Origin of the sequence: Micromonospora sp. NPDC005806, from assembly GCF_042871425.1 — a bacterium.
Taxonomy (GTDB): domain Bacteria; phylum Actinomycetota; class Actinomycetes; order Mycobacteriales; family Micromonosporaceae; genus Micromonospora.
In genome coordinates this window covers 66,675-80,615 of record NZ_JBIAIL010000027.1, presented here as the reverse complement: position 1 = coordinate 80,615, position 13,941 = coordinate 66,675, and the positions used below count along the sequence as shown (strand labels likewise).

Here is a 13,941-nt window from a genome sequence, read left to right as displayed (position 1 = left end):
CATGTGATGGCGCAGCTCCTGCCCGCCCGGGACTCGCTGGCCGGCCGGCGGGCCCTGGTCACCGGCGGCACGAAGGGTGCCGGCGCGGCGATCGCCGACCGGCTGCGCGAGGCCGGCGCGACGGTCTGGGTCACCGCCCGCAACGAACCGCCCGACCACCCGTACCCCGACCAGTTCATCGCCGCCGACATCGCGACGGTCGGCGGCGCGGAGGCGGTCGCCGACCGGCTGTCAACGGTCGGCGGCGTGGACATCCTGGTGCACGTGGTGGGCGGCTCGCACGCCCCGGGCGGCGGGTTCGCCGCTCTGGACGAGGCGACCTGGCTCGAGGAACTCAACCTCAACCTGCTCGGGGCGGTCCGGCTGGACCGCCGGCTCGTCCCCGCCATGATCGAGTCGGGGCGGGGCGCGATCGTGCACGTCTCGTCGATCCAGCGGCGCAAGCCGCTGTACGAGGCCACCCTGGCGTACGCCGCGGCGAAGGCCGCGCTGACCACGTACAGCAAGGGGCTGGCCAACGAACTCGCCCCGCACGGCATCCGGGTCAACAGCGTGGCACCGGGGTTCATCCAGACCTCGGCGGCCGACGCGCTGATCGACCGGCTCGCCGCCGCGTCGGGCATCGACCGCGACGCCGCCCTCGACCAGCTGATGGACAGCCTCGGCGGCATCCCGCTGGGCCGTCCCGCGTACCCGGCCGAGGTGGCCGACCTGGTCGCCTTCCTCGTCTCGGACCGCGCCTCGGCGATCGTCGGCGCCGAGCACGTCATCGACGGCGGCACCATCCCGACGGTCTGACCTGCCACGACCACCGAGGAGCAACCCATGCGCACCGCACCCGACATCATCCGCCGCTACTTCGCGCTCGCCGGCCAGCCGGACAAGGACGCCTACTTCGCCCTCTTCGCCGACGACGCCGTCGTGGAGGACGAGGGGAAGACCCACCGGGGCATCGAGGAGATCCGCGCCTGGCGCCGCGAGACGCCGCTGGTCTCGTACGAGATCACCGACGTCGAGGACAGCCCGGCGGGCACGGTGGTGACCGCCACCATCAGCGGCGACTTCCCCGGCAGCCCCTTCGCCGGGCTGCGGTTCCGCTTCGCGGACTACGACAACGCCCGCATCCGCCGGCTGCGTATCGCCCCCTGATCCGGCGGGACAGGCGGCGGGTCAGCGCCCCCGGCGGGAGAGGCGGCGGGCGGCGTACAGCAGCGCGCTGGGGGCGAAGAGCACCGCGCTCACCGTGAGCCACTGGCCGAACCTCGCCCGGGGCGCCATGCCGGTCGCCGAGAGGTACGTGCCGTCGCCGAGACCGAGGATCCCGGGCAGGTAGACCAGGAGGAGCAGCCCGGCGCCGAGCGCGGGGACCCGGACGTGGTTCAGCACCGACGGGACTCCACCGCGACCCCGCGCGGCCCCCAGCGCCCGGTCGACCGACGCGTACGCCGGGAAGAGGACCAGGTCGTGCGCGATCGCCGCGCCCACGAACCACGCCAGCATCCGGCCGGCCATCGGCTCGCCGGCCAGCCGCAGCGCGATCCAGCCGGTCACCGCGAAGCAGCCGAGCAGGAGCAGCAGGTGCCAGGACGCCGCACCGTACGCCCGCCGGAACTCACCCATCGAACGTGATCTCCTCAACCCACTTGGTGCAGTGCACCCCGGGCAGCGCGGGCACGATGACCCGCGCCGGATAGCCGTGGTCCGGACTGAGGTCGACGCCGTTGACCCGCAGGGCGAGCAGCGCGTCGCCGTCGGCCACCTGGTTGCCCTGCAGGGTCGCCTGGCGGAACAGGCCGGCCCGCTCCAGCGAACGGACCCGGGCCGCGGCCGGCGCGGCAGCCCCGACCAGGGCGGCGAGGTCACGCAACCGGACCCCCGTCCAGGTCTGGGCGGTGGACCAGCCCTCCACGCAGGCGATCGGCAGGGTCGCCGTGTGCTGGGCCATGGCGAGCAGCCGGGCGCGGTCCAGCGTGACGGTGCGACCCCCGCCCCGCAGCGTCAGCCGCCAGCCCGGGCCGGACTGCTCCGGGGTGACGCCGGCCGCGGCGACGCTGCGGTTGACCGGGAACCCGTTCGGTCCTTCGCCGATCCGCCGGCCCCGGGGCAGCAGCAGCGCGGAGCGCCGCAGCGCGTCGACGCTCTGCCCGACGGTCAGCGCCGCCAGCAGCAGCGCCCCGCCGCCGACCAGGGCCAGCACCCCGCGCCGGCTCATCGTCGCCGGCCCGGGCCGGCGGGCCACCAGACCGTCGGGATCCGGCGGCTCCGGCCGGGTCCGCTCGACCGGGGTACGCCCGGAGCCGGGCCCACGCAGCGCGGTGACCAGCCGAGGCAACTTGATCGCCACGTGGGTGACCAGAGCTGCGGTGAAGACCCAGGCGCCGAACCAGTGCGCGGTGTAGAAGTCGAAGCCGAACAGGTACGAGTACTGGATGTTCAGCAGGCCGGCCGCCGTCTGGAAGAGGATCCCGCCGACCAGCAGGAGCAGCGACAGCCGCTCCAGCACCTGGGCGACCGAGCGGGCCGGCGGCCAGTCGAAGAGCTTGGGCACCACGGACCAGAGCTTGCCGAGGACCACCGGCACCACCACGATCCCCAGCGTCACGTGCAGCCCCTGGGTGACCCGGAACAGCCAGGCGGGTCGGGTCGGCCAGTCGAACACCGGTGGGTGCAGCCACCCCACTTCGCGGGGGAGCGCCTGGCCGAACCGGGGCCCGTAGGCGATCCAGTCGAGCAACCCGGTGACGATCACCAGCGGCAGGGTGGCGAGCAGCACCACCCCGAGCACCGAGGTCAGCCAGGGCCCGCGGACCGGGCTGCGCCAGCCGTCGCTGACCGCGTCCGCGCCCGGGGGGCGGTGCCGGTCGAGCCACCGCCACAGTCGCGCCGGGGTGGCGGGCGGCGGACCGTCCGGACCGGCCGGTGCGGATGGGCTGGCGGACACGATTCCTCCTGTGGTGCGCGCTCCGGGCTCCAGCCCAGACGCTAGACGCCGCAGCCGGCGATCGGTCCGCTTTGCCGCATTACCGAAGCCTTACCAGCAGCTCTTACGGACTGCTGACGTCCGCCGTGAACCGCCCGACCGGGGCCGCGCGGTGCCCTAGCGTGGGCCCATGCGGGTACTGGTCACCGGCGCCGCCGGTTTCATCGGATCGCAGGTCGCCGACCTGCTGGTCGCCGAGGGGCACGAGCCGGTCTGCCTGGACGCGCTGCTGCCCCAGGCGCACGGCGGCGCGCTGCCGGAGTGGTCCCGGCGGCACGACCCGGTGGTCGGCGACGTACGCGACGCCGGACTGCTGGACCGGCTGCTGTCCGGGGTGGACGTGGTCTGCCACCAGGCGGCCATGGTGGGGCACGGGCTGGACCCGTCCGACGCCCCCGACTACGCCAGCCACAACGACCACGGCACGGCGGTGCTGCTCGCCGCGATGCACCGGGCCGGGGTGTCCCGGCTGGTCATGGCCAGCTCGATGGTGGTCTACGGCGAGGGGTGCTACACCTGCCCCCGGCACGGCGTGGTCCGACCCGCCCCGCGCCGCGCCGCCGACCTCGCCGCCGGCCGGTACGACCCGACCTGCCCGGACTGCGGCGGCACCCTCGCCTCCGCCCTGGTCCACGAGGACGCCCCGCTGGAGCCGCACAGCACGTACGCGGCCAGCAAACTCGCCCAGGAGCACTACGCCGCGGCCTGGGCCCGGCAGACCGGGGGCGGGGTGTGGGCGCTGCGCTACCACAACGTCTACGGCCCACGGATGCCCCGCGACACCCCGTACGCCGGGGTCGCCTCGCTGTTCCGGTCGGCGCTCGCCGACGGACGGCCACCCCGGGTGTACGAGGACGGCCGGCAGCGCCGCGACTTCGTGCACGTCACCGACGTGGCCCGGGCCAACCTGCTGGCGCTCGACGCGCCTGATCCGGACGGGCTGGTCCCGGTGAACGTCTGCTCCGGCGAGCCGCACACCGTCGGCGACCTGGCCGCCGCGCTGGCCCGGGCGATGGGCGGTCCCGAGCCGGAGGTGGTCGGTGGGGCGCGGGCGGCCGACGTCCGGCACGTGGTGGCCGATCCGACCCGGGCCCGGGAGCTGCTCGGCTACACCGCCCGGGTCGGCTTCGTCGACGGGGTGACCGCCTTCGCCACCGACCCGCTGCGCGAGCCCGCCGCCCTCGTCGGCTGACCCCCGCCGGGCCGCTCAGGAGACGGTGAACAGCAGGTGGTTGACGGCGAGCGCGGTGAGCACCTGCCCGGCCAGCCACCAGCGGCGGGCCGGCCCCGGCAGGTGCGCGGCGCCGATCAGCAGCCAGACCACGAACGGCAGCCAGATCCGCTCCACCTCGGCCTTGCTCATCCCGGACAGGTCGGCGGTGAGGACCGCCAGCGTGGCGGCGGCCGGCAGCAGCACGGTCGGCCCGAGCGCGGCGAGCTCTCGTCCGCGCGCGGTCAGCCGCGCCAGCGGCCCCGGTCCGGCCCGGCCCCCGCCGGACCCGGGCCGGCCGGCGGCGGGACGGGCGCCGGGCGACCACCAGGCGACCCGGGCGGCGAGCACCGTGCGGCGCAGCGCCGGCCCGAGCACCGGCCCGGCGGAGAGCAGCAGCGCCGCCAGGTTGGCCCAGACCCAGTAGCCGTACGGGCGGTCGGCCGCCCAGCCCTGGTAGTAGCGCTCGACGACCCGGCCGTACCCGTCCCACCAGCGGAAGCCGGCCAGCACGAACAGGGCGGTCACCGCGGTGATGCCGGCCGTCCCGGCGAGCAGCGCGGCCGGGCGGCGGTCCCGACGCGCCACCAGCACGGCCCCCGCCAGCGCTCCGACCAGCACGAACCCGTACGACAGGTGCAGCGCGAAGCCGAGCGCCAGCCCGCCGAGAAGCGCGGCGACCGGCCCACCGACCGCCAACAGGGCGAGCCCGGCGGCGACCACGCCGGTGAAGATCGCGTCGCCGGAGGCGCCCAGCCAGACCGCGCCCGGCAGCAGCACCAGAAACGGCAGCACCGCCCGGGCCGCGCCGGCGGCTCCCAGCGCCCGCAGGGTGACCGGGACCGACACCACGGCGGTCGTCCCGACCAGCACGCAGCACAGCGCCGCGGCGGTGCCGCCGCCCAGGCCGATCCGGTCCAGCCAGACGAAGACCAGCAGCGCGCCCGGCGGGTGGCCGGCGGTGTGGGTGGACCAGGAGTCGGGCTGGAGGTCGAGGATCCGGTCGGTGAAGCCGGCCAGCATCCGGGGGATGTCGACCACCCCGGGCACCTCGTGCAGGTACTCCGCCTGCGGGGTGAGCCGCCGGGTCAGGCCCGCCGACCAGCCGTCCACCAGGGCCAGCGACAGCGTCCACGCGACCGCCGCCAGCCAGCCGGCGGCCAGCAGCGCCCCCCACCGGGCGGTCCGGGCCCAGCGCAGGCCCGGCCCGAGCACGACGACGGCGACCAGCACCGCGAGCGGGGTGCCCCAGCCGACGTGCGGCCGCCAGGTGGCGTAGAGCGGGGCGGCGTCCGCGTGCAGGCCCACACCGCGCCGGTTGAGCACCAGCCCGACCACCACCGCGGCGGCGAGCAGCACCGCCTCGACGGCCAGCACGAGCAGGTCGCCCCGGTCCCGGAGTGCGGGCCGGTCCACGCCGGAGGTGCGGGGCAGGGTGGGTGCGGGTCTCATGACGACCGGACGGTACGGCGTGCCCGCGCGCGCCGTGGGCCGAACCGCCGACCCGTCATCGGACGGTAAGAATCACCTGGTCGGTAAGGGTTCCGTAAGCACGATCGGGGCGTACGCGAGCCGGTGCCGGCCTAGCGTCGGCGGCATGCGGACACAGATCGACGTGGTGCTGCCGTGCCTGGACGAGGCCGCCGCCCTGCCGGGTGTGCTGACCGCGCTGCCGCCCGGCTACCGAGCGATCGTGGTGGACAACGGATCCCGGGACGGCTCGCCGGAGGTAGCCCTCCGGCACGGCGCCCGGGTGGTACGCGAACCCCGCCGGGGCTACGGCGCGGCCGTGCACGCCGGGATCGAGCACGCCGAGACGGAGCTGGTCTGCGTACTCGACGCCGACGGCTCCTTCGACCCCGGTGAGCTGCCCGCCCTCGTCGCCCCGGTGGCGGCCGGCACGGCGGACCTGGCGGTGGGCCGGCGTCGGCCGGTGCGCGCCGGGGTCTGGCCGTGGCACGCCCGGGCCGGCACCGCGCTGGTCGCGGCGCTGCTGCGGCAGCGGGGCGTGCCGCTGCGGGACCTCAGTCCGATCCGGGTCGCCCGGCGGGAGGCGCTGCTCGCCCTCGGGGTCACCGACCGGGCGTTCGGTTACCCGCTGGAGCTGATGATCCGGGCCGCCGCGGCCGGCTGGCGGATCCACGAGCGCGACGTCACGTACGCGCCGCGCATCGCCGGCACCCGGTCCAAGGTTTCCGGCTCGGTACGCGGCACGCTCCGCGCCACCCGCGACTTCGTGGCCGTGCTGCGCAGCGTGGACGGTCGACGGTGACCATCCTGCTGGTGATGGCCAAGGCACCCGTGCCCGGGGCGGTGAAGACGCGGCTCTGCCCGCCCGCCACCCCGGCGCAGGCGACCCGGATCGCCGTCGCCGCCCTGCGCGACACCCTCGACGTGGTCGCCGCCACCCCGGGGGTCACCCCGGTCCTCGCGCTGGCCGGCCGGTTCGCCGACGCCGAGGACGGCGCGGACCTCGCCGCGGCGGTCGCCGGCTGGCCGGTCCTGCCGCAGCGCGGCGAGGACTTCGCCACCCGGCTCGTGCACGCCCACGCCGACGTGGCGGCGGCGCACCGGGGACGACCGGTGCTCCAGATCGGCATGGACACCCCACAGCTGACCTCGGCGGGACTGGCCGCGGCGGTACGCCGGCTGGGCGCGGCCGGAACCGACGCGGTGCTGGGCCGGGCCGCGGACGGCGGCTGGTGGGCGCTGGGCCTGCGCGACCCGCGGCACGCCTCGGCGCTGCGGGGGGTGCCGATGTCCACCCCCGCTACCGGGCGGCTCACCTGGGCCGCGCTGGCCGCGCGTGGCCTGCGGGTCGGGGCGCTGCCGGTGCTGCGGGACGTGGACGGTTGGGCCGACGCCCTCGCGGTGGCCGGCCTGGTGTCCGGCGGCCGGTTCGCCCGGGAGGTGGCCGCGATCCGGTGCAGCCTGGTGCCCGGGGGCCGGCGGTGACCACCGACGGCTTCGGCACCACGCTGCGGCACCGGGCGGTCGGCACCCACTGGCTCGTGCACGCCGACGGGACGCGCAGCCGGCTGCCGGTGGAGCGGTGGCACGGGCCGGCCGAGGCGGCGACCGCCTCGGTGGTCGCCCGCTGCGCCGGCCCGACGTTGGACCTGGGCTGCGGGCCGGGCCGCCTCACCCAGGCACTCACCCGCGCCGGGCTCACCACGGTCGGCGTGGACGTCTCGGCCCGGGCGGTGGCGCTGACCCGGGCGCGGGGCGCCGTCGCCATCCAGGCGGACCTGTTCGATCCGCTGCCGGCGGAGGGCCGGTGGCCGCACGTGGTGCTGCTGGACGGCAACATCGGCATCGGCGGCGACCCGGGGGCGCTGCTGCGCCGGTGCCGTGCGCTGCTCCGCCCCGACGGCAGCGTCCTGGTGGAGTTGGACCCGCCCGGCAGCGGCACCTGGCAGGGACAGGCACACGTGGTGTCCGGCCGGCACCGTGGGCCGAGCTTCCGCTGGGCGCGACTGGACACCCGCGCGGTGCACGACGTGGCCGCGGCGGCCGGGCTGGCCGTCCGCGAGGTCTACCCGGTCGGTCGACGCTGGTTCGCCGACCTGTCACCGAGTAGCGGTCCGGCCGGGTCAGTCGGCGAGCCCGGCGAGGTCGAGCCGGCGCAGCCGCGCCGGGTCGGCGATCACGTCGATGGCGGCGATCTTCCCGCCGGCGACGGTGAAGGCCATGACGGACAGCGGGCGACCCGCCGCGGTGACCAGGACGCCGGCGGCACCGTTGACCAGCACGGGTCGCGCGAACGGTGAGAACCGTCCGAAGGTGGTGGCCTGCGCGGCCACGGTGCGGGCTCCGGTGAGCACGGTGGTGTGTCGGGCGCGGGTGGCGCCGCCGTCGGCGCGCAGCACGACGTCGGGGTGCAACATGGCGACCAGCCCGTCGAAGTCGCCGTCGTGGGCGGCGGCGAGGAACGCCGACACCACCGCGCGCTGCCGGGCGAGGTCCGGGTCGGGGGCGGGGGCGCGGCCCTGCACCCGGCGACGCGCCCGGCTGGCCAGTTGCCGGGCGGCCGCCGGGGACCGGTCGATCATCTCGCCGATCTCCTCGAAGGGCACGGCGAACATGTCGTGCAGCACGAACGCGAGCCGCTCCGTCGGGGTCAGGGTGTCCAGCACCACCAGCAGCGCCAGCCCGACCGAGTCGGCCAGCACCGCCGCGTACGCCGGGTCGTCCGCCTCGTCGGTGCGCACGACCGGGTCGGGCATCCGTACCTCGAGGGGCTCCTCGCGGCGGGCGGTGCGGGCGCGCAGGGTGTTGAGGCAGACCCGGGCGACCACGGTGGTCAGCCAGGCCGCGAGGTTGTCCACCTCGTCGGCGTCGGTACGGGCGAGCCGCAGCCAGGCCTCCTGGACGGCGTCATCGGCCTCGACGTGGGAGCCGAGCATCCGGTAGGCCACCGCCCGCAACTGGGGCCGGTGCTGCTCGAACCGCTCGGCCAGCCAGGTGTCCTCGCCCATGTCCCGTCCCTTCCTCGTCCGCTTCCACCGGTCCGACCCGGGCGGACCGGCCGGCGTGACGGCATGTGTCCCCGATCACAGCGGTCACACTTTCCGGTCGCCCCGGGTCGAGGCGGTGAAGGCACGAAACCTAGCGGACCCCGAACCCGGAGGACGACATGAACGCACCCATCCTGGTCACCGGCGGCACGGGCACCCTCGGCCGGCTGGTCACCCCGCTGCTGCGGCACGCCGGTCACCCGGTGCGCGTGCTCAGCCGCCACGGCGGCCGCCCGGGCGACGGCGTCACGCACGTCACCGCCGACCTGCTCAGCGGCGACGGCGTCGAGCCGGCCGTACGCGGGACGGAACTGGTCCTGCACCTGGCGGGTGGCCCCAAGGGTGACGACCAGGCGACCCGCAACCTGGTCCGGGCCGCGCAGCGGGCCGGCGTGCGGCACCTGGTCCACATCTCGGTCATCGCGGCCGACCGCGTGCCGCTCGCCTGGCTGAGGTCCAAGCTCGAGGCGGAGCGGGCGATCGCGGATTCGGGCGTGCCCTGGACGACGCTGCGCGCCGCGCAGTTCCACGACCTGGCGCTGACGATGGCGGAGAAGATGGCGAAGCTACCCGTCGTGCCGGTGCCGGGCGGGCTCCGCCTCCAGCCGGTCGACGCCCGCGAGGTGGCGGCCCGGCTGGTCGAGCTGGCGCTCGGCGCGCCCGCCGGGCTGGTGCCCGACCTGGCCGGTCCGGCCGTCCACGGAATGGACGAGCTGATGCGCGGCTACCTGCGGGCGGTCGGCAAGCGCCGGCTGCTCATGCCGGTCCGGCTGCCCGGGAAGGCCGGGCGGGCGTACCGGAACGGCGACAACCTCACGCTCGACGGCGGCAACACCGGGGTACGGAGCTGGGAGGCGTTCCTGGCGGAGCGGCTGCCGGAGCGCGGCGGAGCGGAGCGCGCCGCGGCCGCCCGGCGGTGAGCCGCGCCCCCACGTTCCCGTCCTCGCCGCACGGTCCGACGGCGAGAGCGCACGACCGCCCGGTGCGGCGCCGTGACGGGAGCCACCCTGGCCGAGCCGGCCAGGGTGGCCGGCGATCCGACAGGGTGGGCGCATGATCGACAGCGAGGTGACCCGCCGGGTTGTCGGGGACTTCATCATGTACGTCCGTTCGGGCCGGGAGCCGCACCGGGCCGCCGAGTTCATGGCCCCCGTCGTGCTGGCCCACCAGGTCCAGTCGGAGGACGAGGTCACCATCGCGCGGCCCCCCGACGACTACGCCGAGCACGTCCGGGAGATGACCTCGACCTGGGGCGAATTCGCGCTGACGGTCGACGAGCTCCTGGTGGACGGGGCACGGGCGTACGTGCGACTGACCCAGGTGGGACGCCACCTCGCGCCGGTCGACGGCCTTCCTCCGACGGGCCGCACCGTACGGCAGATCAACTCGATCGTGTACCACGTCGCGGACGGCCTCATCACCGAGTACTGGATGCAGATCGATCGGGCCGGCCTGCACGCCCAGCTCCACGCCACCGCCTGACGGGACCCGTACCCGCAGCCGCCCGAGCCACGGCAGCCGGACATGCCTGCCGGTGGCTGTTACGAGCGGGTCGAATCGGGTGGCCGGAGCGGGCCGAAGGCATGCCGGACCATCGAGTTCGCGTCGTCCTGCGAGACCCCGCTGGCGACGATCAGGTCGCTGACTGCCGTGCGGACCTGGGCAACGACCACCGCTCCCGAAAAGCCCACGCCGGCCCGGTAGGCGCGGCCGGCCTCGCTGACTGCGCTCAGCGCCTGCTTGCGAGCCTTGTCAGGCTCGGCGCCGCGGGTGAACTGGCGGCGCATCATCCGGACGGCATCGGCAAGGGCCGACACGGCGGCCGGCATCGGCGGCGGGATGGGTTCCCCGTCCTCGATCAGGGTCACGGCGCGGCGGATGAGGGTTCCGCTGTTGCGCATGGCTCGGTCAACGGGGTCCACCGCTTCGGCGAAGCGGCTGATGGTTCCTTGTCGGGTGTCCCACCGTACGGGTGACAGCGTGTTTGTCTCCCGGGCTGCCGTCGCGGCCTCGGCGAAGGCGGCAAGTTCCTTCTTGTTGTCGCGCAATCGCTCGAGAGCGGCCTGCGCACCCGCGGCGTCCCGGCGCTTCAGCGCGGCGACGGTGGCTTCGAGTTGATCGACCAGCAGATCCATTGCCGGTCCGGCGGCACGGTTGATGACCCGGAGTGGGTTCAGCGGGAGCAGTAACGAGCTCACGACAATCGTCACCGCACCGCCGATGAGCGCGTCAAGGATGCGAGGGGCCTCAAGATTCGATATCGACGGACTCAGGGTGCCGATGAGCACCGCCGTCGCGGCCGACTGGATCACCAGCGCGGGACTGCCGCCGATGAACGCGCCCACCAGCACGGCAACCACCACGATCAGGCCGAGTTGCCACGCCCCGGTCCCCAGTAGGTAAATCAGAAGATCGCCGATCCCGACCCCAACGGACACTCCGATGACCAACTCGACCGTACGGCGCAGCCGCTGGCCCACCGACGCCGCCAACACCACGACCGCCGAAATCGGCGCGAACACCGGTTGATGCACGTGTAACAGACTGTGGGCCACCCACCAGGACAAACCCGCCGCCAGGCCCGCCTGCCCCGCCAACCCGACACCCGCTCGGACCCGGCGCATCCGGTCCCGAAACGCCTGCGCCGACCGGCCGAGAATCGCAGCTCCGCCGTCACGGTCCTGGCGCCCGCGTCCACTGCCATCCTTGGGCGGACCACCATCGACCATGGCCGCGGCTACCCCGTCGGGGACCTCTCAAGCGTCTCTGATCAGCTAAGCGATCCTGAGCTGGACTGAGTGTCCGGGATCGTTTCCCATCTGGGTGGGGAAGCATGGGCATGCAGGTGGAATCCCGCGCCCAGTGCTGCTCCTCGCGGCTGGTGGCCGGTGGTGGGTGTGCTGATCGTCGTCGCGCCCTGGTGTCGGTGGGCTGCGCGGGGCAGCCGGGTCCGGTCCGTTGGTGCGTGTCCCTCCGGACGCTTGCCAGCTCGGCTGTGGGGCCGGGTGGGGGAGGGTGCCCTGCGTCGCCTGGGCGCGGGGCGTGGTGGCTTGTGTCGGGTGGGGCCAGTTTTCGACCGGTCGGTCCGACTGGTTCTTGTGATGACCGCTGAGGCTTCGAGCTTGTCGACCACGGCGCGGATCACCATCTGCCCGCTGTTGTTGTCGGTGATGGTCGTGGTCTGGTGGGTCAGGCCGCGGGCCGCGATGCGGCGCCATGCTCCGTTGTCGCGGTCGCCCTGCCAGCGGCAGGACTGGTTGGGGCAGATGGCCCACTTCCAGCCCGCGGCGGTCGGCTTGTCGGGGGCTTTGCGGTGCCGTAGCGGGGTCAGGCAGTGGGGGCAGTGTTTGGAGGTGTTCTGCGCGGGCGCGGTGACGACGGCGATACCGGCCTCGGCGGCGAGGTGCCGCATGCGGTCGGTGATCTGCCCGCGCACCTGCTGGGACAGCCGCGTGTTCATGGTGCGGCCCATGCCCTTGGCTTCCATCGACCGCAGGTCTTCCAGATAGATCACGGTCGCCCCGGCGGCGATCGCCTGGTCCACGGCCCACCTGGCGGCGGCCCAGGCGAGCGCGTCGTTCAGGTTCGAGCGGCGCTGGGACACGTGGCGGATCTCGTCGCGCAGTACCGCCTGCTTGCCGACGAGTAGATGCTGCTCGTTATCGCCGATGAGCCGCTGGTAGTGGTCGGCCTTGGCGTGCAGCCGCTCACTGTGGCGGCGGAGGCGGTGCTGCTTCGCGAGGACGCCGGCGGCCCGGAACTGAGCACCTGCCCCCAGAGCGGTGATCCGGCCGTCGGGGTGCAGTCGCAGGGCTCCGGCGGACAACAAGGTGTTCAGGCCCCAGTCCACGCCGAGCCCGACCGTATGACCGGTGCGCCGGGCTTTCGGCACGGCGTGGGTGTATGCCATATCGGCGCGCACCTTGCCGCCCGCGGCACGCAGGGTGGGCAGGTGCACAACCGCGCCCGCAGGGACTGTGGGCGGCAGGGTGATCGGACAGGCTACCCACGTCCAGTCCCGGTAGGTCCGCGGATCCGGTCGTGAGGGAAGCTGCAACCTCAGCAGCACCCTGCTGGGGTCGGTCTCGCTGCGTTCGATGGTGGCCTGCTGCCTGTCACAGGTGGCCAGCAGCAGCATCCGCGGGACCTTCGGGGTGCCTTCCAGTTCGAACACGTCCACCGGCAGGCGGCCATGCGCGGCAAGGAACGTGGCGGCCTGCCGAGTGCGGGACGTGATGACGCCAGACGGCAGATGCTCTCCGCCCGGAACCGCCCTGCGTACCTGCTCCCACTCCTGCGGAGTGCGCTTGCGCGGATCGGCTGGCCAGGTCGACAGGACCCCGGCGGTCAGGTCAGCACGCCACTTCACCGAACGAAGAGCACGCCCGGCCTGTTCCTGGGCCATACGCACGATCCGGTCGTTGACCTTCACGCCCTCCGGGGCGGTGACGGTCCAGCCCAGGCGCCGCAGAGCCATCCAGGCGTGCGACGGCAACTTCCGGCCACCCGCGTCCTCACCGCAGGCGAGCACATCAACCTCGCCTGCGTTCCACTGCTCAGCCAGCAACGCGGAGACCATCCCCGCCACCAGGTCGGCGCACCAGCCCACACGCTCCGCGAGCACGGCCGCAGGGAGGACCTCGCCGGACTTCTCGTCCACCCCTGCCCGCAGCACGGCGCGGGCACACGCGGTACGAGAGGTCTCGCCCTCGGCGAGCGGCAGCTTCCGGCTCACCGGCCACCACCGTCCACGCACTGCCCGGACTCGGCAAGCAGGCGACGCCGATTCTCCGCCGACCGCATCCCGTACAGGCGCCCGGCGAACGTCGTGACCAACGAAACGAAGTCTTCGAGGAGTTCTTCCCGCCCACCGAGCTTCTTCGGGTGGAGCACCTCGAGGGTGGCCCCGTGCACGGCGAGCAGGTGTTTGAACCAGCCGACACCGAACCTTGCAAGCCGGTCCTCATGCGTGACGCGGACCACGGTGACGCTTCCGTCGGCAACCGCCCGCAGCAGCACGTTGAGGCCGGGCCGGTCCTCCCGCAAGCCCGAGGCCCGGTCACGGAAGACCTTGACGATCTCGCCGGTGGCCGAGGCCCGCAGCGCGTTCTCCTGCGCCTCCAACGAGGACTCCTGCCCACTGGAGCCGGAGACCCGCACGTACAGGCCCTCCAAACGACAACGCTCACCGCCCGTGGACACCTTCATCGCCTCGACATCAATCGAGGAGAACC

14 protein-coding genes and 1 pseudogene are annotated in these 13,941 nt (G+C 74.4%); 8 read left to right on the top strand and 7 right to left on the bottom strand.

Translation table 11 applies throughout. From position 1 onward, the window contains the following. Positions 1-6 precede the first annotated feature (6 nt). Positions 7-798, top strand: coding sequence for an SDR family oxidoreductase (locus ACFYOS_RS24950; protein ID WP_387146182.1), 792 nt, complete (start codon positions 7-9; stop codon positions 796-798). A 27-nt stretch (positions 799-825) separates the two neighbouring features. Beyond that, positions 826-1,149, top strand: a complete 324-nt coding sequence (locus ACFYOS_RS24945) for a nuclear transport factor 2 family protein (RefSeq protein ID WP_387146179.1) — start codon at positions 826-828, stop codon at positions 1,147-1,149. Between the two features lie 21 nt (positions 1,150-1,170). On the opposite strand, the gene ACFYOS_RS24940 is transcribed toward ACFYOS_RS24945, so the two are convergent. Continuing rightward, on the bottom strand, positions 1,171-1,620 hold the full coding sequence (locus ACFYOS_RS24940) for a hypothetical protein (RefSeq protein ID WP_387146176.1): 450 nt from the start codon (positions 1,618-1,620) through the stop codon (positions 1,171-1,173). Then, complete coding sequence (locus ACFYOS_RS24935) at positions 1,613-2,941, bottom strand: molybdopterin-dependent oxidoreductase (protein ID WP_387146172.1); 1,329 nt, start codon at positions 2,939-2,941, stop codon at positions 1,613-1,615. Before ACFYOS_RS24935 ends, ACFYOS_RS24940 begins: the two co-directional genes overlap by 8 nt. A 169-nt stretch (positions 2,942-3,110) precedes the next feature. On the opposite strand from ACFYOS_RS24935, the gene ACFYOS_RS24930 reads away from it, so the two are divergent. After that, on the top strand, positions 3,111-4,172 hold the full coding sequence (locus ACFYOS_RS24930; RefSeq protein WP_387146169.1) for an NAD-dependent epimerase/dehydratase family protein: 1,062 nt from the start codon (positions 3,111-3,113) through the stop codon (positions 4,170-4,172). A 15-nt stretch (positions 4,173-4,187) separates the two neighbouring features. On the opposite strand, the gene ACFYOS_RS24925 is transcribed toward ACFYOS_RS24930, so the two are convergent. Then, complete coding sequence (locus tag ACFYOS_RS24925) at positions 4,188-5,642, bottom strand: hypothetical protein (protein ID WP_387146166.1); 1,455 nt, start codon at positions 5,640-5,642, stop codon at positions 4,188-4,190. A gap of 145 nt (positions 5,643-5,787) precedes the next feature. Here ACFYOS_RS24925 and ACFYOS_RS24920 point away from each other — a divergent pair, with 145 nt between their 5' ends. The 3 genes and pseudogenes from ACFYOS_RS24920 to ACFYOS_RS24910 form a co-directional block, all read left to right on the top strand. Further along, positions 5,788-6,462, top strand: a complete 675-nt coding sequence (locus tag ACFYOS_RS24920) for a glycosyltransferase family 2 protein (RefSeq protein ID WP_387146164.1) — start codon at positions 5,788-5,790, stop codon at positions 6,460-6,462. Continuing rightward, positions 6,459-7,145: a DUF2064 domain-containing protein gene (locus tag ACFYOS_RS24915; RefSeq protein ID WP_387146161.1), complete on the top strand. Its 687-nt coding sequence runs from the start codon at positions 6,459-6,461 to the stop codon at positions 7,143-7,145. The genes ACFYOS_RS24920 and ACFYOS_RS24915 overlap by 4 nt, the downstream gene beginning before the upstream one ends. Continuing rightward, positions 7,115-7,573, top strand: a pseudogene (locus ACFYOS_RS24910) (methyltransferase domain-containing protein); the annotation flags it as partial. The gene ACFYOS_RS24915 and the pseudogene ACFYOS_RS24910, both read left to right, overlap by 31 nt. A 210-nt stretch (positions 7,574-7,783) precedes the next feature. On the opposite strand, the gene sigJ reads toward ACFYOS_RS24910, so the two are convergent. Then, positions 7,784-8,668 carry an RNA polymerase sigma factor SigJ gene (sigJ, locus tag ACFYOS_RS24905; RefSeq protein WP_387146158.1) on the bottom strand — a complete coding sequence of 295 codons (885 nt, stop codon included), beginning with the start codon at positions 8,666-8,668 and terminating at the stop codon, positions 7,784-7,786. Between the two features lie 158 nt (positions 8,669-8,826). On the opposite strand from sigJ, the gene ACFYOS_RS24900 reads away from it, so the two are divergent. Both ACFYOS_RS24900 and ACFYOS_RS24895 read left to right on the top strand, forming a co-directional pair. Next, positions 8,827-9,627 (top strand): SDR family oxidoreductase, encoded by an 801-nt coding sequence (locus ACFYOS_RS24900; protein ID WP_387146155.1) that lies wholly within the window; start codon positions 8,827-8,829, stop codon positions 9,625-9,627. Positions 9,628-9,760: 133 nt separating this feature from the next. Next, positions 9,761-10,189: an ester cyclase gene (locus ACFYOS_RS24895; RefSeq protein ID WP_387146152.1), complete on the top strand. Its 429-nt coding sequence runs from the start codon at positions 9,761-9,763 to the stop codon at positions 10,187-10,189. A 59-nt stretch (positions 10,190-10,248) separates the two neighbouring features. Here the strand turns inward: ACFYOS_RS24895 and ACFYOS_RS24890 are convergent, their stop codons facing one another. From ACFYOS_RS24890 to ACFYOS_RS24880, 3 genes are read right to left on the bottom strand one after another with little or no spacing between them, the layout of a single operon-like run. Further along, positions 10,249-11,436 carry an aromatic acid exporter family protein gene (locus ACFYOS_RS24890; protein WP_387146149.1) on the bottom strand — a complete coding sequence of 396 codons (1,188 nt, stop codon included), beginning with the start codon at positions 11,434-11,436 and terminating at the stop codon, positions 10,249-10,251. 41 nt (positions 11,437-11,477) lie between these two features. After that, on the bottom strand, positions 11,478-13,442 hold the full coding sequence (locus ACFYOS_RS24885) for a zinc ribbon domain-containing protein (protein ID WP_387146146.1): 1,965 nt from the start codon (positions 13,440-13,442) through the stop codon (positions 11,478-11,480). Then, positions 13,439-13,882, bottom strand: a complete 444-nt coding sequence (locus tag ACFYOS_RS24880) for a recombinase family protein (protein ID WP_387146143.1) — start codon at positions 13,880-13,882, stop codon at positions 13,439-13,441. Before ACFYOS_RS24880 ends, ACFYOS_RS24885 begins: the two co-directional genes overlap by 4 nt. Positions 13,883-13,941: the final 59 nt, after the last annotated feature.

Excerpts from the sequence above, each read along its gene's own strand:
- ACFYOS_RS24945 (WP_387146179.1), top strand. The coding sequence starts at position 826 with ATGCGCACCGCACCCGACATCATCCGCCGCTACTTCGCGCTCGCCGGC.
- ACFYOS_RS24890 (WP_387146149.1), bottom strand. The coding sequence starts at position 11,436 with ATGGTCGATGGTGGTCCGCCCAAGGATGGCAGTGGACGCGGGCGCCAG.
- ACFYOS_RS24950 (WP_387146182.1), top strand. The coding sequence starts at position 7 with ATGGCGCAGCTCCTGCCCGCCCGGGACTCGCTGGCCGGCCGGCGGGCC.
- sigJ (WP_387146158.1), bottom strand. The coding sequence starts at position 8,668 with ATGGGCGAGGACACCTGGCTGGCCGAGCGGTTCGAGCAGCACCGGCCC.
- ACFYOS_RS24920 (WP_387146164.1), top strand. The coding sequence starts at position 5,788 with ATGCGGACACAGATCGACGTGGTGCTGCCGTGCCTGGACGAGGCCGCC.
- ACFYOS_RS24900 (WP_387146155.1), top strand. The coding sequence starts at position 8,827 with ATGAACGCACCCATCCTGGTCACCGGCGGCACGGGCACCCTCGGCCGG.
- ACFYOS_RS24895 (WP_387146152.1), top strand. The coding sequence starts at position 9,761 with ATGATCGACAGCGAGGTGACCCGCCGGGTTGTCGGGGACTTCATCATG.
- ACFYOS_RS24930 (WP_387146169.1), top strand. The coding sequence starts at position 3,111 with ATGCGGGTACTGGTCACCGGCGCCGCCGGTTTCATCGGATCGCAGGTC.
- ACFYOS_RS24940 (WP_387146176.1), bottom strand. The coding sequence starts at position 1,620 with ATGGGTGAGTTCCGGCGGGCGTACGGTGCGGCGTCCTGGCACCTGCTG.
- ACFYOS_RS24925 (WP_387146166.1), bottom strand. The coding sequence starts at position 5,642 with ATGAGACCCGCACCCACCCTGCCCCGCACCTCCGGCGTGGACCGGCCC.